20 protein-coding genes are annotated in these 22,292 nt (G+C 60.0%); 11 read left to right on the forward strand and 9 right to left on the reverse strand.

Annotation, left to right across the window (positions count from 1 at the left end; all coding sequences use genetic code 11):
- Positions 1-31: 31 nt before the first annotated feature.
- Positions 32-1,690, reverse strand: coding sequence for an NAD+ synthase (locus GOW04_RS14850; protein ID WP_171233071.1), 1,659 nt, complete (start codon positions 1,688-1,690; stop codon positions 32-34).
- Positions 1,691-1,843: 153 nt separating this feature from the next.
- Between GOW04_RS14850 and GOW04_RS14855 the strand changes: the two genes are divergently transcribed.
- Entirely contained in the window at positions 1,844-3,325 is a 1,482-nt protein-coding gene (locus GOW04_RS14855) for a 2-isopropylmalate synthase (RefSeq protein ID WP_171233072.1), read from the forward strand.
- Between the two features lie 4 nt (positions 3,326-3,329).
- On the opposite strand, the gene GOW04_RS14860 is transcribed toward GOW04_RS14855, so the two are convergent.
- A complete protein-coding gene (locus GOW04_RS14860; RefSeq protein ID WP_171233073.1) occupies positions 3,330-3,995 on the reverse strand; it encodes an SDR family NAD(P)-dependent oxidoreductase in 666 nt (221 codons plus the stop codon).
- 288 nt (positions 3,996-4,283) lie between these two features.
- Between GOW04_RS14860 and GOW04_RS14865 the strand changes: the two genes are divergently transcribed.
- Complete coding sequence (locus tag GOW04_RS14865) at positions 4,284-5,852, forward strand: 2-isopropylmalate synthase (protein WP_171233074.1); 1,569 nt, start codon at positions 4,284-4,286, stop codon at positions 5,850-5,852.
- A gap of 176 nt (positions 5,853-6,028) precedes the next feature.
- Here the strand turns inward: GOW04_RS14865 and GOW04_RS14870 are convergent, their stop codons facing one another.
- Complete coding sequence (locus GOW04_RS14870; RefSeq protein ID WP_171233075.1) at positions 6,029-6,814, reverse strand: 23S rRNA (adenine(2030)-N(6))-methyltransferase RlmJ; 786 nt, start codon at positions 6,812-6,814, stop codon at positions 6,029-6,031.
- Positions 6,815-6,969: 155 nt separating this feature from the next.
- Between GOW04_RS14870 and GOW04_RS14875 the strand changes: the two genes are divergently transcribed.
- The 6 genes from GOW04_RS14875 to GOW04_RS14900 are packed head-to-tail and all read left to right on the forward strand — an operon-like array spanning position 6,970 to position 13,536.
- The gene (locus tag GOW04_RS14875; protein WP_039523195.1) at positions 6,970-8,016 is read left to right on the forward strand and encodes a rod shape-determining protein; all 1,047 of its coding nucleotides are present in this window, start codon (positions 6,970-6,972) and stop codon (positions 8,014-8,016) included.
- Positions 8,017-8,074: 58 nt separating this feature from the next.
- The gene (gene mreC / locus GOW04_RS14880; protein ID WP_152456889.1) at positions 8,075-8,977 is read left to right on the forward strand and encodes a rod shape-determining protein MreC; all 903 of its coding nucleotides are present in this window, start codon (positions 8,075-8,077) and stop codon (positions 8,975-8,977) included.
- On the forward strand, positions 8,970-9,506 hold the full coding sequence (locus GOW04_RS14885) for a rod shape-determining protein MreD (RefSeq protein ID WP_171233076.1): 537 nt from the start codon (positions 8,970-8,972) through the stop codon (positions 9,504-9,506). The genes mreC and GOW04_RS14885 overlap by 8 nt, the downstream gene beginning before the upstream one ends.
- Positions 9,503-11,452: a penicillin-binding protein 2 gene (mrdA, locus tag GOW04_RS14890; RefSeq protein WP_171233077.1), complete on the forward strand. Its 1,950-nt coding sequence runs from the start codon at positions 9,503-9,505 to the stop codon at positions 11,450-11,452. The genes GOW04_RS14885 and mrdA overlap by 4 nt, the downstream gene beginning before the upstream one ends.
- A complete protein-coding gene (gene rodA, locus GOW04_RS14895) occupies positions 11,449-12,588 on the forward strand; it encodes a rod shape-determining protein RodA (protein ID WP_152456886.1) in 1,140 nt (379 codons plus the stop codon). Before mrdA ends, rodA begins: the two co-directional genes overlap by 4 nt.
- Positions 12,589-12,603: 15 nt before the next feature.
- A complete protein-coding gene (locus GOW04_RS14900; RefSeq protein ID WP_171233078.1) occupies positions 12,604-13,536 on the forward strand; it encodes a glyoxylate/hydroxypyruvate reductase A in 933 nt (310 codons plus the stop codon).
- Positions 13,537-13,538: 2 nt separating this feature from the next.
- On the opposite strand, the gene GOW04_RS14905 is transcribed toward GOW04_RS14900, so the two are convergent.
- The 6 genes from GOW04_RS14905 to GOW04_RS14930 form a co-directional block, all read right to left on the reverse strand.
- Complete coding sequence (locus tag GOW04_RS14905) at positions 13,539-15,554, reverse strand: M3 family metallopeptidase (protein WP_171233079.1); 2,016 nt, start codon at positions 15,552-15,554, stop codon at positions 13,539-13,541.
- 75 nt (positions 15,555-15,629) lie between these two features.
- Entirely contained in the window at positions 15,630-16,679 is a 1,050-nt protein-coding gene (locus tag GOW04_RS14910; protein ID WP_171233080.1) for a molybdopterin-synthase adenylyltransferase MoeB, read from the reverse strand.
- Entirely contained in the window at positions 16,679-17,134 is a 456-nt protein-coding gene (gene dut / locus GOW04_RS14915) for a dUTP diphosphatase (RefSeq protein ID WP_171119662.1), read from the reverse strand. The genes GOW04_RS14910 and dut overlap by 1 nt, the downstream gene beginning before the upstream one ends.
- Positions 17,135-17,149: 15 nt before the next feature.
- Positions 17,150-18,346: a bifunctional phosphopantothenoylcysteine decarboxylase/phosphopantothenate--cysteine ligase CoaBC gene (coaBC, locus tag GOW04_RS14920; RefSeq protein ID WP_171233081.1), complete on the reverse strand. Its 1,197-nt coding sequence runs from the start codon at positions 18,344-18,346 to the stop codon at positions 17,150-17,152.
- 63 nt (positions 18,347-18,409) lie between these two features.
- On the reverse strand, positions 18,410-19,234 hold the full coding sequence (locus tag GOW04_RS14925; protein WP_171233082.1) for a ChaN family lipoprotein: 825 nt from the start codon (positions 19,232-19,234) through the stop codon (positions 18,410-18,412).
- Complete coding sequence (locus GOW04_RS14930; protein WP_171233083.1) at positions 19,231-20,109, reverse strand: RNA polymerase factor sigma-32; 879 nt, start codon at positions 20,107-20,109, stop codon at positions 19,231-19,233. Before GOW04_RS14930 ends, GOW04_RS14925 begins: the two co-directional genes overlap by 4 nt.
- 99 nt (positions 20,110-20,208) lie before the next feature.
- Here GOW04_RS14930 and cobU point away from each other — a divergent pair, with 99 nt between their 5' ends.
- From cobU to GOW04_RS14945, 3 genes are read left to right on the forward strand one after another with little or no spacing between them, the layout of a single operon-like run.
- On the forward strand, positions 20,209-20,730 hold the full coding sequence (gene cobU, locus GOW04_RS14935; RefSeq protein ID WP_171233084.1) for a bifunctional adenosylcobinamide kinase/adenosylcobinamide-phosphate guanylyltransferase: 522 nt from the start codon (positions 20,209-20,211) through the stop codon (positions 20,728-20,730).
- Positions 20,727-21,305, forward strand: a complete 579-nt coding sequence (locus GOW04_RS14940) for a histidine phosphatase family protein (RefSeq protein ID WP_171233085.1) — start codon at positions 20,727-20,729, stop codon at positions 21,303-21,305. The genes cobU and GOW04_RS14940 overlap by 4 nt, the downstream gene beginning before the upstream one ends.
- Positions 21,306-21,363: 58 nt before the next feature.
- Positions 21,364-22,245, forward strand: a complete 882-nt coding sequence (locus GOW04_RS14945; RefSeq protein WP_171233086.1) for a glutathione S-transferase — start codon at positions 21,364-21,366, stop codon at positions 22,243-22,245.
- Positions 22,246-22,292 lie beyond the last annotated feature (47 nt).

Below are 22,292 nucleotides of genomic sequence, written 5' to 3' on the forward strand. Positions count from 1 at the left end.
TGTTTCCGATCTGACGGGCTTGGCTTCGATTTCAGTGACGATCACGCCAGCGATTTACGATCGGGTACCGCCGGTCCAGCCAGAATGCCCGCTTACTCAAGCGCGTGCCCGGAGCGGACTGGAACCGTTTGTACTCGCTGATATAGATCAGGTGCTCGACCTTTCGCGCGTCCGCCTCGTCAAATCCGGCGGCGACGCAATCCGCGATGGAGCCATCCTGATCGACCAGAATGTCAAGTATCGCGTCCAGTACGGGATAGTCCGGTAGACTGTCACTGTCCTTCTGATCTTCGCGCAGTTCGGCGCTGGGGGGTTTGTCAATGACGGACGGGCGAATGACCTCTCCGTCAGGCCCCATCATCCAGTCTCGATGATTGGCGTTGCGCCAGCGGCAGGTTTCGAACACGCGGGTCTTGTACAGGTCCTTGATCGGGTTGTAGCCGCCATTCATGTCGCCATAGATCGTGGCATAGCCCACCGCGACCTCGGACTTGTTGCCGGTGGTCAAAAGCATTTCACCAAACTTGTTCGAAATCGCCATCAGCAAAAGCCCGCGCAGGCGCGACTGAATGTTCTCCTCGGTCAAGCCTTCGTCCAACCCCGCAAATAGCGGAGCAAGCGTGTTGGTGACGGCAGCCCGGCTTTCCGAAATCGGCACATGGTCATAGTGCACACCCAGTGCCTTGGCGACGGCCTCGGCATCGTCCAATGACGCTTGGCTGGTGTATTCCGACGGCAACATCACGCAGCGAACACTGTCGGCCCCGATGGCATCCACCGCGATGGTCGCCACCAAGGCGGAATCGATCCCTCCGGAAAGTCCCAGAACTGCCTTTTTGAAACCGGTCTTGCCCATATAGTCCCGCAGGGACTGCACCATCGCGCGATAATCCTGCTCCCACACATCCGGCTGGGGCACGATTTCTGCCGGCACAATGCGCCAGCCATCATCGCCGCGCTCAAGATCCACCTGAGAAACCACTTCGTCGAATACCGGCATCCGGAAGGCCAGCTCTCCGCCCGGGTTGAGACCGAAGCTGGCGCCGTCAAAGACCTGATCGTCCTGCCCGCCGACCATGTTCAGGTAGATCAGCGGCAGGCCCGTTTCGACCACGCGCGCGACCATATGGTTCAGACGTACATCGTATTTGTTCCGGAAATAGGGCGACCCATTGGGGATCAGTAGAAACTCGGCCCCGGTTTCCTCAAGCGTTTCCGCCACATCCGGGTGCCAGCCATCCTCGCAGATGGGACTGCCGATCCGGAAGTTGCCAACCGAATACGGACCGCCCAGAGGACCCGCATCATACAGGCGCACTTCGTCGAAAACAGTCTCATTCGGCAGGTGGTGCTTCAGAACCTTGCTGGTGATCCTCCCCCCCTTCAGGATCAGATAGGCATTGTACAACTTGCCATCATCGACCCACGGACCACCCAAGGCAATCGCGGGCCCATCGGCGCATTTCCCGGCCAGAGTCTCGACCGCATCCATGGCCGCGCGATGAAACACCGGCTTCAGCACCAGATCCTGCGTGTTGTATCCGGTGATGAACATCTCGGGGAACGCCACCAGATCGGCCCCCGCCGCCTTGCCCTGTTCCCACGCGGCAACGACCTTGGCCGCGTTGCCGTCGATATCCCCTACGGTCGGGTTCAGTTGCGCCAGAGTGATGCGGAAACGGTCGGCCATGCTGCCCTCTTGCCTCGTCAGTCCTATTGCCATTTAGCAGATCATCGCGCGAGTAAAAGGCCAATGCCGCAAAACCCGTTGCCCTGCCCTCGACGGTATCCTAGTTTTGCGCCCAGGGATGCAACCAACGATGATCCGGCAGGCAGGACCAAAATGAATGTGATCCGAAACTCAATTGGGGCTGTGGCCATGAGCCTGGCAGCTGCGACCGCTTTTGCGCAGGACGGCACGATTATCGTCAAGGATGACGAAGTGGGCGGCGTCTACGAGGGCACTTATGAGAATGGCCTGCGCCACGGGACGGGTACGTATCGGCTGCCCAACGGGTTCGAATATACCGGCCAGTGGGTGGAAGGCGAAATTCAGGGCCAGGGCGTCACCAAGTACCCGGATGGATCGGTTTATGAAGGCGCGTTCGTCAAAGGTCAGCCGGACGGGCGCGGCAAGATCGTTTACGCCAATGGCAGCAGCTATGACGGTGAATGGTCCAACGGATCCATCAACGGCACGGGCATCGCTGAATTTGCCAATGGCTCGCGCTATGAGGGTGAGTTCAGGAACGCACAAAGGCACGGCAAGGGCAAACTGACCTTTCCCGACGGATATGTATACGATGGCGACTGGGTGGACGGTCAGCGGCAAGGCAAGGCCACGATCACCTATGCCGATGGCAGCGTTTACGAAGGCGATGTCAACGCCGGCTTGCGCGATGGCACGGGCACCCAGACGATGCCTGACGGAATGGTGTACGAAGGCGAATGGACGCAGGACCAGATCACCGGGACAGGTCGCCTGACCTATGCCAATGGCGATGTTTATGAAGGCGAGCTTGTGCAGGGGCGCCGTCAGGGCAAAGGCAAAGTAACTCACGCGTCAGGGGACGTCTACGAGGGCGATTTTGTCGATGATCGCCGCCATGGCACAGGCACGTTCACCGGAACCGATGGTTTTGTGTACACCGGCGACTGGAACCAGGGTCAGATAGAAGGCCTGGGTGAGCTGACCTATCCCGACGGTTCGGTTTACGTGGGCGATTTCGTGGCCGATCTGGCGGAAGGAAACGGCCGCATCACCTATCCCGACGGCTCCACTTACGAGGGTGAGTGGATCGCCGGCGTCATCGAAGGCCAGGGTACGGCGACCTATGCCACCGGCATGATCTACAAGGGTCAGTTCAAAAACGCACAAAGCCACGGCAAGGGTGTGATGACCCGCGCGGACGGTTCGATCTATGACGGAGACTGGGTCAACGGGGTTCGTCAGGGAAAAGGTAAGGCGACATACTCTGACGGCACGGTCTACACCGGGGACTTCGTGAACGGAAAGCGTCACGGCAAAGGAGAAATCGTGACCCCTGCCGGGTTCAAGTATGTCGGCGACTGGTCCGAAGGCAGAATCAACGGCGAAGGCATAGCGACCTATTCGAACGGCGACGTCTATGAGGGCAACTTTGTCGACAACAAAAGGCAGGGCAGCGGAACCATGCGCTATGCCAACGGGCAAGAAGAAACCGGTATCTGGGAAAACGGTGTTTTACCAAATCAAACTCCGGACCAGCAGGGCGGCGTAGACGCTCCGGCACAGCAGACAGACCCGCTCTCAGAGGCGGAGCAACCAGATCCGTCTGGCGAATGATCGTTCACCAGGGAACTGGTTTTCCGGCCCAGTCAAAGAACCCACCGGTATCCGCCGGGCGCAACCCGCCGATCACGGACATCAGGTTGCGCGCGGCTTCACCGGGTTCAACGGCGGGATGCCGTCCCAGATATTTCCGAGTAAACTCTGTTTTGACCGTGCCGGGATGCAGCGCAACACATATCGCCTGTTTATGAGTCCGGGCCAATTCAATTGCCGAAGTATGGACGATTTGATTGACCGCGGCCTTGGCCGCGCGGTAGCTGATCCAGCCGCCCATCCGATTGTCGCCAATGGACCCGACCCGCGCGGACAATACAACAAATACCGAACGCCGCTGTCGCGGCAACAACTGATGGGCCCGGCTTAGCACCAACGCCGGACCAACGGCATTCAGAGCAAACTGGTCCATCATTGCCATTGCCGAAACAGATCGAATGGTCTTTTCGGGCGCATTGCCTGAAATTTCCAGCGCCCCGGAAGCGACGAGAACAAGATCGAACGGGCCCGATAGGCGATCAAGCATCCGGCTTGCTCGATCTGGCTCCATCAGATCGAACCCCTCGACAGAGCGCGAGAGGCACGTCACCGCAACGCCCTGTGCCTCCAATTGCTCGCGTACGGCCGCACCAATCCCGCCGGACGCACCAATGATCAAAGCAGTATCCATCTGCGACCAGCTAGCGGCATGGACGGATCAATCAAGGGACGGGAATTTCCAACCCCGTACACCGCAACTTGTCGAAAATTGGTTCTTTTCATTCCCGGCGGCGTCTGTATAACCTCAAACCCATGATCAACTGCGCAGATATCCCTTTTGCCAAAGCCGCCCCTCACGGCGCGGTTCTGCGTGGCCTACTGATCCTAATCCGCCTCTGAGCGTGCCATCCGGCGCGCCCGCTCAGAGGAGGACGCCAGCGCGCCAACAGGCTTTAGGACAGACAAGAAAGAGATTCCCATGACCAACGTGACCGACCAAGACCGCGTCTTGATCTTTGATACCACTTTGCGCGACGGCGAGCAGAGCCCCGGCGCGACCATGACCCATGACGAAAAGCTCGAGATTGCCGAACTGTTGGATGACATGGGCGTCGACATCATCGAAGCCGGTTTTCCGATCGCATCCGAAGGTGACTTCAAAGCGGTGTCCGAGATCGCCAAGAACGCCAAGAACGCCCGTATCTGCGGTCTGGCCCGCGCCAATTTCGCTGATATCGACCGCTGCTGGGAGGCGGTCAAACACGCGGAACAGAACCGCATTCACACCTTCATCGGCACCTCTCCGCTGCACCGCGCCATTCCGAACCTGACACAGGACGAGATGGCTGACAAAATTCACGAAACGGTCAGCCACGCGCGCAACCTGTGCGAAAACGTGCAGTGGTCGCCGATGGACGCGACCCGGACCGAATGGGATTACCTGTGCCGCGTCATCGAAATCGCGATCAAGGCCGGGGCAACCACCATCAACATCCCCGACACCGTGGGATATACTGCGCCTCTGGAATCCGCTGACCTGATCAAACGCCTGATCGAAACGGTTCCGGGCGCAGATGAGGTGATCTTCGCCACGCATTGTCACAACGACCTCGGCATGGCGACAGCGAACTCACTGGCGGCCGTCATCGGTGGCGCGCGCCAGATCGAATGCACCATCAACGGCCTGGGCGAACGCGCCGGCAACACCGCCCTGGAAGAGGTCGTGATGGCAATACGCACGCGCAATGACATCATGCCCTTCCACACCGGGATCGACACGACCAAGATCATGCATATCTCGCGCCGGGTCGCTACGGTGTCGGGCTTCAACGTGCAGTTCAACAAGGCCATCGTCGGCAAGAACGCGTTTGCCCACGAAAGCGGCATCCATCAGGACGGCATGCTCAAGAACCGCGACAATTTCGAAATCATGCGCCCCGAGGATATTGGCTTGTCGGGCACATCCCTGCCTCTGGGCAAGCACTCGGGCCGCGCGGCTCTGCGCGACAAACTGGAAACGCTGGGCTTTGAAGTTGGCGACAATCAACTCAAAGACATCTTCGTGCGGTTCAAGGATCTGGCGGACCGCAAGAAAGAAGTGTTCGACGACGATCTCATTGCGCTGATGACGTTGGACGAGGCGGACGACTATCTGCAATTGGTGTCGATGAAAGTCACCTGCGGCACCGGCGGGCAGGCGGAATCGACGGTCGAGTTGGAAGTCGACGGTAAGGACGTCATCGCAACTGAACATGGCGACGGGCCGGTAGACGCGACCTTCAAGGCAATCCGTGCGATTCACCCCAACACGGCCCGTTTGCAGCTGTATCAGGTTCATGCGGTGACCGAAGGCACCGATGCGCAGGCCACGGTTTCGGTCAGGCTGGAAGAAGATGGTATGATCGCCACGGGTCAGTCGGCGAACACGGATACCGTCGTGGCTTCGGCCAAAGCCTATATCCACGCGCTGAACCGCCTGATCGTGCGCCGGGAAAAGACCGGCCCGGGCGCGGATGCCCGCGAAATCAGCTACAAAGACCTGACCTGATCCAAAGTGGCGCGGTGAGGGGCTCCCGCACCTGCGGTTGCCCGGCTGCACCGAGCACCCTTGCAGCTTTGGGCCCGGCAGCGCGCCTGCGGCGCGCTGCCGGGCCCAACATGTTTGACGGTATCTCTGATGCAGGCAAACAGGGCGGGAGTATCGGTTGCATTTCTTGGCTGACCTCAGAGACCTGCAAATAGCTGCGACAGCCGTGTCGTTTCTTCCTCGATGCCGAATGGTGCGTTCAGAATGAACATCCCTGATCCCACCATCCGATGCCCCTCGCGCACCGGTGGAAATGTCACCTCATGACAAATAGCCTTGGGGAAGTTTTGCGCTTCAAGCGTCGCGATCATCCGGGCGTGGCGTTTGTCCGACAACACCGGGTACCACAGCGCGATCACCCCGACATTCCATTTCCGGTGCAGTTTGGCAATCACTCCGGGCAGTCGATCGTAATCGGTCTTCACCTCATAGCTTGGGTCAATCAGCAAAAGCCCCCGTCGCGGCGTCGGAGGCAGCAGGGATTGCACCAGTTCAAACCCGTCCTGCCGATACACCTTCGCCCCGAACGGTGACATTGCCAAGGACAGCGCGGCATGTTCCTGGGGGTGCAGCTCGGCAAAATGCAGACTGTCCTGATCCCTCAACAGATGTGCTGCAATCATCGGCGATCCCGGATAGGCCGCGTCGCCGTGCCGGGCCTGTATGTTTTTCAGAACCCGCGCCATCGGATGTCCGGTGCCGAACCACCCTTCTCGTTTCGCGCGCTCGATTCCCGCCGCCGCCTCGCCCGTCCGCATGGATTCGTCCGCGTCCAACTGGTACAGCCCCCGTCCAGAATGCGTTTCGACATAGCTGAGCGGCTTGTCCTTCTGCGTCAAATAATTCAGCACCCAGGCCAGCAATGCGTGCTTTTGGACATCAGCCAGATTCCCGGCGTGGTAAATGTGTTGATAAGAGAGCATTTTGCCTTCTAAAGTCCCATTCAATAAGGCGGAAAGGTGCTGATTGTCGCGGAATCAGCCCTTTTACCGGGCGTGATGGCACCCTATAAGTCATCCGTCCCGGAACCGTCGAGTCGCGGGCAGTAGAAAAACCGACATACAGGATCAGGGGAAACATGGGGATCTTTGGCAATCTGGGCGGCCTGTTCACAGCGGACATGGCCATCGACCTTGGAACGGCGAACACGCTGGTTTACGTCAAGGGGCGCGGTGTCATCCTGTCTGAGCCTTCGGTCGTAGCCTATCACGTCAAGGACGGCGTGAAGAAAGTTCTGGCTGTCGGCGAAGATGCCAAGCTGATGCTGGGCCGGACGCCCGGTTCGATCGAAGCCATCCGCCCCATGCGCGAAGGTGTGATTGCTGACTTCGATACAGCCGAAGAAATGATCAAACACTTCATCCGCAAGGTTCACAAGCGTTCGACTTTCTCGAAGCCCAAGATCATCGTCTGCGTCCCCCATGGCGCGACACCCGTTGAAAAGCGGGCGATCCGTCAGTCGGTTCTGTCCGCTGGTGCCCGCCGCGCCGGCCTGATCGCCGAACCGATCGCCGCCGCCATCGGCGCGGGCATGCCGATCACCGACCCGACCGGCAACATGGTCGTCGACATCGGTGGTGGTACAACCGAAGTGGCGGTTCTGTCGCTGGGCGACATCGTCTATGCCCGCTCGGTCCGCGTGGGTGGCGACCGCATGGATGAAGCCATCATCTCGTACCTGCGCCGGCAGCAGAACCTGCTGGTCGGTGAATCCACTGCGGAACGCATCAAGACGACGATCGGCACGGCGCGGATGCCTGATGATGGCCGCGGCCAGTCGATGCATATCCGGGGTCGTGACCTGTTGAACGGCGTACCCAAGGAAATCGAGATCAGCCAGGCCCAGGTCGCCGAGGCGCTGTCGGAACCCGTCCAGCAGATCTGCGAAGCGGTGATGACTGCGCTGGAAACCACTCCGCCTGATCTGGCCGCCGATATCGTGGATCGCGGCGTCATGCTGACAGGCGGTGGTGCATTGCTGGGTGATCTGGATCTGGCCCTGCGCGAACAGACCGGCCTGGCCGTGTCGATTGCCGACGAAAGCCTGAATTGTGTGGCTTTGGGCACCGGCAAGGCGCTAGAATACGAAAAACAGCTGCGCCATGCGATTGACTACGAAAGCTGAGGCGCGCACCTTTTAGGGGCAGTCTGAATTCGGCACGAGCAGCACGGGAAGGTAACCTGTGGCAAAAGACCGATCACAGCGCGATGACTACACGACCCCTCTGCGCCGCTTGTTGCTGGGGATCATCATCCTGTGCTTGCTGGGTATCTTTCTGGTTTGGCGGATCGACAGCCCGCGCGTCGAGCGGTTCCGCGCGCAGGTGGTGGACGCGGTCGTACCGTCGATGGATTGGGCCATGGTGCCCGTGACCGCCGCTGTGAACCTTGTGCGCGATTTCCAAAGCTACCAGCGTCTGAGCGAGCAAAACCGCGAGCTGCGCAGCGAACTGCGCCTGATGCGTGCCTGGAAAGAGGCCGCACTGCAATTGGAGCAGGAAAATGCGCGGCTGTTGGATCTGAACAATGTCCGCCTCGACCCGCGCCTGACATACATCACGGGTGTTGTGATGGCCGACAGCGGGTCACCCTTCCGGCAGTCCGTCCTGTTGAATGTGGGGGAACGCGACGGGATCGTTGATGGCTGGGCCACGATGGATGGCATCGGGCTGGTTGGCCGAATTTCCGGCGTCGGGCCAGATACGGCTCGGGTGATCCTGGTGACGGATGCCACCAGTGCCATTCCGGCAACGATTCAGCCTTCTGGCCAGACCGCGTTGATCAAAGGAGACAATACTCCGGCCCCAGTGGTCGAATTCCTGGAAAACCGAGAGCTGGTCCGCCCCGGTGATCGGGTGATCACATCCGGCGACGGAGGCGTTTTTCCGGCAGGCCTTTTGATCGGCCAAATCGCCGCGGATCCGGGCGGCCGTCTGCGCGTTCGCCTTTCAGCGGATTTTGAACGGCTCGAGTTTCTTCGCGTTCTGCGCTTCCATTCGCCCCCGCCAATTCAGGATCCGGGTGGGATCGTCGGGCCAACTCGGCCCGAAACTGCGCTTGTACCGGATGAGGTAAGCGATGGATAGGCCCGCCTCATACAACTGGGCCATGCGCGGCCTTTACGTTGCGCTGGCCTTTGTCGTGCTGTTCATGCACTTGCTGCCGCTCGATGCGCAACCGGATCGCTGGCCTTTTCCTGATGTATTGGTTGCGCTGACCTTTGCCTGGGTATTGCGGCGCCCCGATTATGTGCCCACCCTGTTGGTCGCGTTTGTCATGCTGATGGCGGATCTGTTGCTGCAACGCCCGCCGGGCCTTCTGGCCGCGCTGGTGGTGTTTGGCACAGCCTATCTGCGCTCTGCCGCTCCGGGTATGAAGGACACCGGATTTGTCGGTGAATGGATGTCCGTCGGTGTGGTGATTGCCATGGTGTTTTTGATGAACCGAGTCGTTCTGTCGATCTTGTCGGTGCAGCAGGCCGCTTTGTGGCCAGTCGTGATTCAACTTGTGCTGACAATCGCCTTCTACCCGATCATCGTGCTGTTGAGCCAAAGCGTATTTGGCGTCCACCGCCTGTCTGCTGCGGATGCTGGAGCCGTAGGGGGCGGAGCATGAAACAACGCAAACCCAAGTCGCAGGGCCTTGCCTATAAACGCCTGCCACGCCGGGCGCTGCTGCTGGGCGGTTTGCAGGCGGCTTTTATCGGCGGGCTGGCCGCACGGATGCGTTTCATGCAGGTGGATCAGGCCGACGAATACCGCCTGCTGGCCGAAGAAAACCGCATCAACATTCGACTGATCCCGCCAACCCGTGGACGTATCTATGATCGCAACGGGCAGATCATCGGTCAGAACTCACCATCCTATCGCATCGTTATCGTGCGTGAAGACGCAGGTGACGTCGACAAGGTGATTGCCAAATTGTCGGAACTCATCCCGCTGAACGACGATGAGATCGAACGCGCCCGGACCGAAATGCGCCGATCAGCGCCGTTCCTGCCGGTCACTCTGGCGGATCAGGTCACTTGGGAAGACATCTCGAAAGTCGCAGTCAATGCTCCGGCCCTTCCGGGTGTGACGCCCGAGGTCGGCCTGACACGGCAATACCCACGCTATGAGGATTTCGCCCATATCGTCGGCTATGTCGGCCCGGTCAGCGACTACGATCTCAGCAAGCTCGAAGACCCCGAGCCGGTTTTGCGAATCCCTCGGTTTCAGATTGGCAAGGTCGGGTTGGAAGCCAAGCAGGAAACAGCCCTGCGTGGCAAAGCCGGCGCAAAGCGTGTCGAAGTCAATGCCACAGGGCGCGTCATGCGCGAGCTGGACCGGCAGGAAGGTCAGCCGGGTGCGGACTTGCAATTGGCGATCGATGCCGACCTGCAACAATATGCGCAAGCGCGGCTGGCAGGTGAAAGCGCGGCTGCAATTGTTCTGGATTGCGAAACCGGGGACCTGCGCGCTGTCAGCTCTACACCCAGTTTCGATCCTAATCTGTTTGTGCGCGGTATCTCGGTCGCGGATTATCGGGCTTTGACGGGGGACAAGTATCGCCCTCTGGCCAACAAGTCCGTACAAGGCACTTATCCTCCGGGGTCGACGTTCAAGATGGTCACCGCATTGGCCGCGCTGGAGGCCGGCGTAATAGGCCCTGGAAACACAGTGTATTGCCCCGGACATCTGAAGGTCGGCAGCCGCAGGTTCCACTGCTGGAAGCGCGGTGGGCATGGTACGGTCGATCTGAACCTGTCGCTTAAACGCAGCTGCGACGTCTATTACTACGACGTGGCATTACGGGTGGGCATCGACAAGATATCCGAAATGGCCCGTACATTGGGGCTGGGCGTCAAGCACGATATTCCAATGTCGGCGGTTGCCGCTGGACTTGCCCCCAATCAGGAATGGAAGCAGCGGACACACGGTCAGGATTGGCTGGTGGGCGACACGGCCAACGCGTCCATCGGGCAAGGGTTCATGCTGGCATCACCGCTTCAACTGGCCGTCATGACAGCTCGTATCGCCACCGGCCGATCGGTGACACCGCGCCTTGTACGATCGATCGACGGTGTCGAGCAGCCTTCGGGCGCAGGGGAACCGCTGGACATCAACGCCTACAATCTGGAACAGGTGCGCAAGGCCATGTACTCGGTCTCGAACGATCGGCGGGGGACGGCCTATCGCAGTCGCATCATCGCAGACGAGTTCCGCATGGCCGGCAAAACCGGCACCAGCCAGGTCCGCAACATCACCAAGGCCGAACGTGCCGCCGGCGTGATCCGCAACGAAGACCTGCCGTGGGAGCGTCGCGACCACGCCTTGTTCGTCTGCTTCGCGCCCTATGACAATCCGAAATACGCGGTTGCCGTGGTCGTTGAACATGGCGGTGGCGGGTCCAAGGCGGCGGCACCGGTCGCCCGCGATATCATGCTTCAGGCGCTCTATAACGGTACTCCGTCGCTTGAAGCATATCCGGTTGCCGACCGCGAGCGCATCAAGGAACAGCAAAAACGGCTCGAGGGCGACCGTCGCCCCAAAGCGCGTCCCGATGGAAAGGACCGCGCATGAGCTATCTTGAATATGCCGTGAAATCCACGCCGTCGGGGTTTCGGAAATTCCTGTACATGAACTGGCCGCTGACCCTGTTGCTGATCAGCACGGCCAGCGCAGGGTTCCTGATGCTGTATTCGGTTGCCGGCGGGTCGTGGACACCCTGGGCAGAACCGCAGATGGAGCGGTTCGGGCTTGGCCTGATCGCGATGTTCATCATTGCTTTGGTTCCGATCTGGTTCTGGCGCAACATGTCCGTGCTGGCCTATCTCGGGTCGGTTGCGTTGCTGGTATTCGTGGAATTGTTCGGCACCATCGGCATGGGCGCGCAGCGTTGGATCGACCTTGGATTCATGCGCCTGCAACCCTCAGAAGTCATGAAGGTGGCCCTGGTCATGGTTCTGGCGGCGTACTACGACTGGCTGCCATCGCACAAGACGTCTCGCCCTCTTTGGGTCTTTATTCCCGTGGCTCTGATTGTCCTGCCCACGCTGCTGGTTCTGAAGCAGCCGGATCTCGGCACGTCGATCCTGCTGTTGGCTGCCGGTGGCGGGCTGATGTTTCTTGCGGGTGTCCACTGGGCTTACTTTGCAGCCGTCATTGCCGCCGTCGTGGGCCTGATCGCCGCCGTGTTCAACAGTCGCGGGACCGACTGGCAGTTGCTCAAGGATTATCAGTTCCGCCGGATCGACACGTTTCTTGACCCCTCTACCGATCCTTTGGGTGCCGGATATCACATCACGCAATCCAAGATCGCCCTTGGTTCCGGGGGCTGGAACGGGCGCGGTTTCATGCAGGGTACGCAATCCCGGCTTAACTTCCTGCCCGAGAAACACACCGATTTCATCTTCACCACCCTCGCAGAGGAGTTCGGATTCGTCGGAGGCATCACGCTCTTGATTCTCTACGCCCTGATCCTTGTGTTCTGCATGGCGACCGCACTGGCCACCAAGGATCGGTTCTCGTCACTGGTTACTCTGGGCATCGCGCTGAACTTCTTCTTGTTCTTTGCCGTCAACATGTCGATGGTGATGGGCATGGCACCGGTTGTGGGCGTCCCTCTGCCAATGGTCAGCTATGGCGGATCGGCCATGCTGGTGCTGATGGCCGCGTTCGGCATCGTCCAAAGCGCTCATATCCATCGTCCCCGCTGATCTGAAAGGCCCCCGATGCCCGTAAACGTTCTGTTTTCCGCGCGCCCTGCCCTGTGGCCCGTGTATGAACCGCTGCTCACTCGATACCTTGCGGAAGCCGGCGTTGAGGCGCGGCTCGGTACGGAATTTAACCCGGATCAGGTCGATTACGTTGTCTACGCTCCGAATGGCGGGTTACTGGATTTTTCGCCCTTTACACGCCTGAAGGCGGTTCTGAGCCTCTGGGCCGGGGTTGAAAAGATCGCGGACAATGACACGCTGAACGTCCCCTTGGCGCGAATGGTGGATCACGGGCTGACGCAGGGTATGACCGAATGGGTGGTGGGCCATGTGCTGCGCTATCATCTGGGAATGGATCGCCACATCACCATCCAGGATGGCGTCTGGGCCCCGGATGCCCCACCTTTGGCGCAAGAGCGCAAAGTGTGCATTCTGGGCCTCGGCGCGTTGGGAGAAGCCGCGGCCCGCGCCCTGGCCTCGCTGAATTTCACGGTCACAGGCTGGAGCCGCACCGCCAAGGACATCCCCGGCGTAAATTGCCTGCATGGTCCTGACGGTCTACGTGACGCGCTTTCCCAGGCCGAGATACTGGTTCTGCTGCTGCCTGACACCGCTGCCACCGAAAACGCGTTGAATGCTGAAACGCTGGCCCTGCTGCCCAAGGGCGCGCGGATCATCAACCCGGGTCGCGGACCTCTGATCGATGACGATGCGCTGCTGGATGCCTTGAACGCGGGTCAGGTCGGTCACGCGACGCTGGATGTGTTCCGGGTCGAGCCCCTGCCCCCCGATCATCCGTATTGGGCACATCCGAACGTGACGGTGACCCCTCATATCGCGTCCGAGACCCGCCCGGCCACAGCCGCGCAGGTCATTTGCGAAAACATCCGGCGCGGCGAAGCCGGAGAGCCCTTCGTGCACCTGGTGAATCGCGCTTTGGGCTACTGATTTCAGGCCGCGATCAGACCGCGGCCTTTCAACAGGGCGTCAACCCCCGGCAATCTTCCCCGGAACGCCAGATACAGGTCTTCTGCCTCGCGCGAACCGCCAGTGGACAGGATGTTGTCCTCCAACGCTTTGGCGCGTTCGGGGTCAAAGGCACCTCCCGCCTCTTCAAAGGCGGCAAAGGCGTCGGCATCCATCACTTCGGACCACATATAGCTGTAGTACCCCGAGCTGTAGCCATCGCCTGCAAAGACATGCGCGAAATGCGGAGTAGCGTGGCGCATTCCAATGGCCTTCGGCATCCCCAACCCGGCCAAAACTTCTGACTGTTTCGCCATCGGATCTGTCGGCGCCTCGCCATCGTGGAAGGCCAGATCAACAAGGGCCGAGGCGACATATTCCACCGTCTGGAATCCCTGATCGAAATTGGCCGCTTTCAGCACCTTTTGCAGCATGTCCTGCGGCATCGGCTCGCCCGTTTCCGCATGCGTCGCAAACTCGGCAAGAACCTCGGGCACTTCCAGCCAGTGTTCGTAAAGCTGGCTGGGCAATTCCACGAAATCGCGCGCCACGGACGTGCCCGAGATGCTTTCATATGTCACGTTGGACAGCATCTGGTGCAGGGCATGGCCGAATTCATGAAACAGGGTCCGCGCGTCATCATAGGACAGCAGGGCGGGATCCCCCTTGGCAAAGTTGCAGACATTGATGACAACAGGTGTCTGCTTCTTTGGGAATTTGGCCTGCGCCCTCATCGCGCTGCACCAGGCGCCTGACCGCTTGGACCCTCGCGCAAAATAGTCTCCGATAAATACGGCAACATGCTGCCCGTCGCGGGTAACGTCCCAAGCCCGGCAATCCGGGTGATAGAGGGGGACGTCCAACGGTTTGAATTCCAGCCCGAAAAGCCGGTTGGCGCAGGCAAACGAAGCCTCGATCATGCGATCCAATTGCAAGTAGGGTTTCAACGCGGCCTCATCCAGATCATGTTCCGCCTTGCGCCGCTTTTCAGCATAGTACCGCCAATCCCAGGCTTCCAGAGGGCCGTTGATGCCGTCTTCCTGCATCATCTGCGTCAGAACATCCGCGTCGGCGTCGGCGCGGGACTTGGCCGGTTCCCAGACCTGCATCAACAGTTCACGCACCCGATCCGGCCTGCGCGCCATCTCGGTTTCCAGCTTGTAGTCGGCGAACGTGTCATAGCCCAGAAGCTTGGCACGCTCTTCGCGCAAGGCCAGAATCTCGGCCGCGATATCTCGGTTGTCTGTCTCGCCCCCATTGGCACCGCGTGCGGCCCAGGCGCGATAGGCTTTTTCACGCAGGTCCCGGCGGGGCGAGAATTGCAGAAACGGCACGATCAGCGACCGTGACAAGGTGACCACCGGCCCCTTGGCTTTCTTCTCCTGCCCCGCGGCACGCGCCGCGTCCACGACGAAATCCGGCAGGCCGTTCAGATCCTCTTCGGTCAGATCCATGTACCAGTCCCGCTCATCCGCCAGCAAGTTCTGGGTAAACGACGTGCCCAGCGACGCGAGGCGCGACTTGATCTCTTGCATGCGGGCGTCTTCGTCCCCTTCCAAAGCCGCGCCGGCACGCACAAAGCCCCGGTGGGTCAGCATCAGCACACGCGCCTGCTCCTCGGTCAGGTCAAGATCATCGCGCCGTGCCCATAGGTCGGCCACACGTTTGAACAGCGACTTGTTGGAAGAAATGCCCGAAAAATGCGCCGAAAGCCTGGGGGAAAACGCGCGTTGCAGTTCTTCCCGCTTGGGGTTGCTGTCCGCGCCCGCAATCGTGAAGAAGACCGACAGAACCTTGTCCAGTTGCCCGCCCGCAGCCTCGAGCGCCTCGATCGTGTTGGCGAATGTGGGGGTATCCGGATTTGCCGCTATCGCGTCAATCTCGGCGTTATGCTCTTTCATCGCCTGCTCCAGTGCCGGCGAGAAATCATCATCCGAGATATCGGAAAAAGGGGCGATTTCAAACGGTGTGGTCCAGTTGGACAGGATCGGGTTGGTCATGCGGATCTCCTTTGATCCCATAGCTATGTCGCCATGGCCGGGTGTTCCAGAACACCCATCCCATGTGAAGAAAGGTTAATCGTTTCTCATGCCACAAACGGGGCAATCGTCCCGGCGGGTCAGAACAATCTTTCGGCTTTCGCCGTACAGCGCGTCATAGATCAGCATCTCGCCGCGCAGCGCCACGCCGGCGCCCGTTATCACCTTGATCGCCTCGACCGCCATCATCGATCCGACGACGCCCGGCAGCGGGCCGATCACGCCGGCCTCGGAACAGGACGGGGCCAGACCGGGGGCCGGGGCCTCTGGGAAGATGCACTGATAGCAGGGGCTGCCATTGGCCGGGTCAAACACACTCAGCTGACCTTCCCACTGCGACAAAGCCCCCGAGATCAGCGGTTTGCCCAGCGCGACGGCGGTTCGGTTTGCCAGATACCGGGTCTCAAAATTGTCGGTTCCGTCAAGAATCAGATCGAATTCTGCAAACAGGTCGGTGGCGATTTCCTCGCTCAAGCGGCGGTGATAGGGCAGAACAACGACGTTCGGGTTTTGCGCCTCCATCGCCTGCTGCGCCGAAAAGACCTTGGGCATTCCAATATCCGCGTCCCGGTGAATGACCTGTCGTTGCAGGTTGGCATTCTCGACGACGTCATCGTCGATGATCCCGATCGTGCCGACACCCGCAGCCGCCAGATATTGCAGCGCAGGTGCGCCCAGACCACCTGCGCCGATCACCAGTACGCGGGCTTTTTTAAGTTTTTTCTGACCGGGCCCACCCAGTTCGCGCAAAACGATATGGCGGGCATAGCGGTCCAGCTCGGCCTCGGTAAATCGGTCCGAGGGCATGTCGGGCTCCGGTTCCGAAGTTGAAACTGCGCGGTTACGCAAGGCTTTGAGTATTCTGCCATACAGCAAAGCCAGCGCCGCGAAACCCACGAGGATCAGCCAAAGCGCCGCAGACCCACCCGTTGCTTCGCGAAGAGGGTGCCCATCCGGCAAGATCAGATGGGACAGTATGACGCCGGCCAGCAACACACTCACGGAAACCACCCGCGCTTTTTTCGACGTGCCGGCGATATAACCGACACCCCAAAGCCCAGCAGCCAGGATGAAAACCAACAGCATCAGCCGCGCCCGGTCGAGCCGAAACCGCCAGCCCCGCGATCGGTTTCGCCCAGAGCCTGAGCCAGTTCAAACGTTGCCTGCACTACCGGCGCGACCACAAGCTGCGCGATACGATCTCCGTGGGCGATCTCGAACCGTTCCTGTCCCGCATTCATCACGATCACGCCCAAAGGCCCACGATAGTCGCTGTCGATAGTGCCCGGCGTGTTGGGCAGTGTAATCCCATGCTTCAACGCAAGGCCCGAGCGGGGCCGAACCTGCACCTCATACCCTTGTGGGATTTCAATGCGCAGGCCGGTCGGCACCAGCGCCCGCTGACCGGGGTCCAGCGTAATCGGCGCGCCGCCGGGCAGATTGGCACGCACGTCCGCGCCAGCCGCCCCCGAGGTTTCGTAAGAGGGAAGCGCCACGGCGGGGTCTGCCCCGTCTTCGCGGATCACCCGGATTGCAACCATGCCCTTGCCTTTCCTTCAGCCTGCCAATGCGTCCGCGATTTTCGCCGCCAGACGCCGGGCAACTTCGTCTTTGCCCATACGGGGCCATTCCTCGGCCCCGTTGTCCGAAATCAGGATGACCGCATTCTCTGACCCGCCCATAATGCCTGTTGCAGGGCTGACATCGTTTGCGACGATCCAGTCGCAGCCTTTGCGCAGACGCTTGGCCGTGGCGTGTTCAATCACATTGTCCGTCTCGGCCGCAAAGCCGACAACCAACGGCGGACGGTTCGCGCCCATCCCGGAAACACGTTTCAGAATGTCCGGGTTTTCGGCGAATTCCAGTACCGGCAGGCCATCGCGACTTTTCTTCAGCTTCTTGTCCGACGCGCTGGCGACACGCCAGTCCGCGACCGCAGCCGCGAATATTCCGGCATCGACGGGCAGAGCTGCATCAACTGCATCAGACATCTGTTGCGCGGTTTCGACAGGTACGACCCGCACACCCGCCGGGGGCGGCACGTCTGCCGGGCCAGTCACAAAGGTCACCTCGGCCCCCAATTCCGCCAGCGCCCGGGCCACGGCGGCACCTTGGGCCCCGGACGAACGGTTGGCTATGTACCGGACCGGATCTATCGGCTCATGCGTCGGGCCGGACGTCACCAGCACCCGCCTGCCCGCCAAGGGCCCCGCAGACAACCGAGCCTCAACCGCCGTGACAATTTCCAGCGGCTCGGACATGCGCCCGGGGCCGTATTCGCCACAGGCCATGTCGCCTTCGTTCGGGCCCACAAAACGCACGCCATCCGCTTGCAGCTGCTTCAGGTTTCGCTGTGTTGCCGGGTGGGTCCACATGCGCACATTCATCGCGGGCGCGCACAGAACGGGTGTGTCCGTGGCCATCAGAAGGGTCGAGGCCAGATCGTTGGCCAGCCCTGCGGCCATCTTGCCCATCAGATCCGCCGTTGCGGGGGCCACAACGATCAGATCCGCAGAGCGGGACAGTTGAATATGCCCCATCTCGGCCTCATCAGTGAGGTCAAACAGATCGCGATAGCCTTTTTCACCTGCCAGAGCCGATACCGACAGCGGCGTCACAAACTCTTCCGCAGCGCGCGTCAATACAGGGGTTACGTCCGCGCCCCGCTCGCGCAACCTGCGGATCAGGTCCAGCGATTTGTAGGCCGCGATTCCGCCACCGATAATCAGCAGAATGCGTTTGGATGACAGCATGTTCAGCCCTTCCCGTCCCGGTCGGCCCCGACATTAGGCAAGGCCCGCAGGTAGTTCCAGCGATTAATTCTGAACCTGAAATGCCGCACAGGGGTCTTCGCGCTCGGCCGTGGGGCTATCAATCACGATATCGAATTCTCCGTCGATTGCTCCATCCTCGGATTGTCCGACGGCCACGACTTTCCAACCAGGTCTGAGGCGCGCAAGATAGGTCGGTATGCCCCGATCTTTTCGCGCATGACCATTTCCAGTAATCACGGCAACCGGACCCCCGGTTTCGTCCATCGCACGGACCACGGCACGGGCCAGCACAGCATCGCGCAACCGTTGGATCGCAACCATCTGGGGCAACATTTCAGCCGGAAGCGCATCGCAATGCGCCGCCAACTGGTCGGCTTCGCGCGCGGCCTGTTCTTCGGGCGATAGAGGCACCGTCAGACCATAACGCGCCGCGTCTGCCCCCAACGCCGTGGCGGCACCGCGTTCCATCGCGGCACGCGCGGCAGCACGCGGAACCATGGCCCCGTAAACCGGCGCGCCTGAAGCCTCGAACACCGGATAATACATGCTGAGCGGAGGCCAGCCACTTTCAGCCCATTCCAGAATACGGCTCAGTTCTTCTGGGTTGGACACAGCTTTCTGAGCGAGCCTCTGCGCGCCCTCTTCCGTGACCATTTCCCAGACGACGGCCGAGGGTGAAACAGCTTCAAGCGCCTCGGCCTGCACCAGATGATGCGTCGGGTTGTCGTGAACTTCCCCCAATATCACGACATCGGCCTCCACCATCGCGGACATGGCATCAGCGGGAACAAGTCTATCTGCCAGCCCCGGTCGCGCTGCCGCAACCGTAAGACCCAGAACGCACACAAGAATCGCAAACTGTTTCATGCGATGAAGTGTTGCACCTCGCGCGACTGGGCTTCAAGGTTCTTGCGCATTTTCGCGAAGGCTGCGGCTTCAAGCTGACGTACACGTTCCTTGGACAGGCCCAGCTCGGTTCCCAGGCTTTCCAGGGTTCGCGCAGGGTCTCGCAGCTTGCGCTCGCGCACAATGAAACGCTCGCGATCATTCAAGGCATTCATCGCCGTCAACAGCCACTTGCGCAGTTGTTCGGTATCAAGGCTGTGTTCAACTGCGTCGGCTGCCTGCTCGCGGTCATCTTCCAGAGCATCGATCCACTCGCGCCCATCCTCATCAGCGGATTGCACCGCATTCAGCGAAAAATCAGAGCCGGACAGACGACCTTCCATCATCTCGACGTCGCGCAGCGGCACACCGATTTCCGTGGCGATCATCTGATGCAACTGATGACGGTCCAGTTCCTGACCTTCGGTGGCGGCTTCACGTTCCAGCCGGGCCTGAACTCGACGCATGTTGAAGAACAGCGATTTCTGGGATGAGGTTGACCCGGTCCGAACCATGGACCAGTTCCGCATCACATAGTCCTGAATGCTTGCCTTGATCCACCATACGGCATAGGTCGAAAACCGCACGCCGCGATCTGGATCGAACTTGTCTGCGGCCTTCATCAGGCCAAGGCCTGCTTCCTGAATGAGATCATTCATCGGCGCGCCATAGCGCTTGAACTTGGCCGCCATCGAAATCGCCAAACGCATATAGGCGGTGATCAGACGGTGCAATGCCTGTTCATCACGCTCATCACGCCAGGCATAAGCCAGTTTCAGTTCGGTTTCCGCATCCAGCAGCTCGGCCTTCATTGCTTGCCGGGACATCGAAAAGTCCGTCGCATTATCCAGTGCCATAAACCTCTCCCCTGTTTGCAGGTACTGGTCAGACTTGCTTTGCCGACCTATGACCATTACGCAAAACAGCACCAAACGGATCAACTATAGGTAAGTACTGTGTCGCCGGATTTAACCTTGGTTCTGGGTGGGGCCGCGTCAGGCAAGTCGGTTTTCGCCGAAGAACTGGTTGTTTCTCAGGGGAAAAGCCGAGTTTACCTTGCGACATCACAAGTGTTTGATGACGAGATACGCCAGAAGATTGAGCGCCATCTTGAACAACGCGGCGACGGTTGGACCACGGTTGAAGAACCCTTCGATCCGGGGCCGGTTCTGGCCACGTTGTCGCCCGATCAGATTTGCCTGATTGACTGCGCCACAATGTGGCTGAGCAACCACCTGTTGACTGATACCGATCTGGAAGCGGCACAAACCGCCCTGCTTGACGCCCTTCGTGCATGCCCCGCGCAAATCGTGATGGTCTCGAACGAAGTTGGCCACGGTATTGTCCCGGACAACGCCCTGGCCCGCCGGTTTCGCGAAGCCCAGGGGCGGTTGAACATCGCACTTGCAGCGCAGGCCGATCTGGTGGTGCAGATCACCGCCGGATTGCCCTTGGTTCTGAAAGGGCAATTGCCGTGACGCGCCTTCACCTTGTTCGACACGGGCCGACGCACGCGAAAACCATGGTCGGCTGGTCCGACCTGCCCGCCGACCTGAGTGATACAGCCGCACTGAAACGTCTGAACGACCATTTGCCGCCCGAGGCGCTTGTGATCTCGTCCGATCTGTCACGGGCAGTTGACACCGCCACGGCCATACAAGGCCAACGTCAACGTCTTCCTCATCATCCGGGCTTGCGGGAAATCCATTTTGGTCACTGGGAGTTGCGCGGATTTGCCGAAATCGAAGCCGAAGACCCGGAACTGGCCTTTGCGTATTGGGACAACCCCGGCGATGTCCGCCCGCCGCAGGGTGAAAGCTGGAACGACGTCCGCAATCGGGTCGACGCGGCGATCGACACGCTTGTTTCAGCACATTCAGGCGGCGATCTGGTCATCGTCGCGCATTTCGGCGTTATCCTAACTCAGGTGCAGCGCGCCCTTGATCTGGACGGACAACAGACTTTTTCACACCGAATCGACAACTTGTCGGTGACGGATATCCTGATCGACGCAGACAGGTGGTCCGTCGGTACAATCAATCACCTTCCGTGAACAGACCCCTCACAAATCAATGTTTTACCGAACTGCGAACCTGCGGCATCGTCTGCGTATGACATATGATTTGTATATCGGCGACCGCCTCTTCTCCAGCTGGTCAATGCGTGGCTGGTTGATGCTTGAGAAATTCAACCTGCCCTACAGAAGCCACATGATTGGCCTGTATTCGGGCACAATGGCACAGGATATGGAGCCCTTGGCCCCAGCGCGACTTGTGCCTGCCCTGCACCTGCCGGAAGGAACTGTGGTGGGCGAAAGCCTGGCCATGGCTGAAACCCTGGCCGAGCGCCACCCTGATGCCGGGTTGTGGCCATCAGATCCCGCCGCCCGGGCAACCGCCCGCTGGCTGTGCGCCGAGATGGTGGCAGGGTTTGGAGCCTTGCGGGGTGAATGCCCGATGCAATTGCTGCACGTCTGGCAGGATTTCGACCCATCAGATGAAACACTGGCAGATCTGGCACGCATCGAAACACTCTGGGATCATGCGCGCATAATGTCAGGTGTGGAACAAGGCCCGTTGTTTGGCTCGTATTCGCTGGCGGACGTGTTTTACACACCTGTCGCAGCGCGGATCATCGGATACGGGCTGCCAGTATCCAAGGCGAACCGGACCTATTGCCTGGACCTTTTGTCAGACCCCGCCGTCAGACAATGGCGCGCAATGGGCCTGACTGTCACATACGACCCTTTTCCCTATCGTCTGGATTTGCCGTCCAAGCCCTGGCCGATCGGAGGGGTTTCAACCGCCAAGCCGGTCTCCGGCCCGTCAATCAACCAAGTTTGCCCGTATTCCGGCAAACCCGTTGCGGAATTTCTGGAGTTGGATGGCAAATGCTGGGGCTTCTGCAATCCATTCTGCCGCGACAAAACAATTGCCGATCCCGACGCGTGGCCAAAATTCGCTGCATTGCGCGCAACCGTTAACGACTCTTAAACCACAATCATGGCAGCAACACCCTGTTAACCAAGAATAGGATTGCC

Origin of the sequence: Ruegeria sp. HKCCA4812, assembly GCF_013034245.1 — a bacterium.
GTDB lineage: Bacteria > Pseudomonadota > Alphaproteobacteria > Rhodobacterales > Rhodobacteraceae > Ruegeria.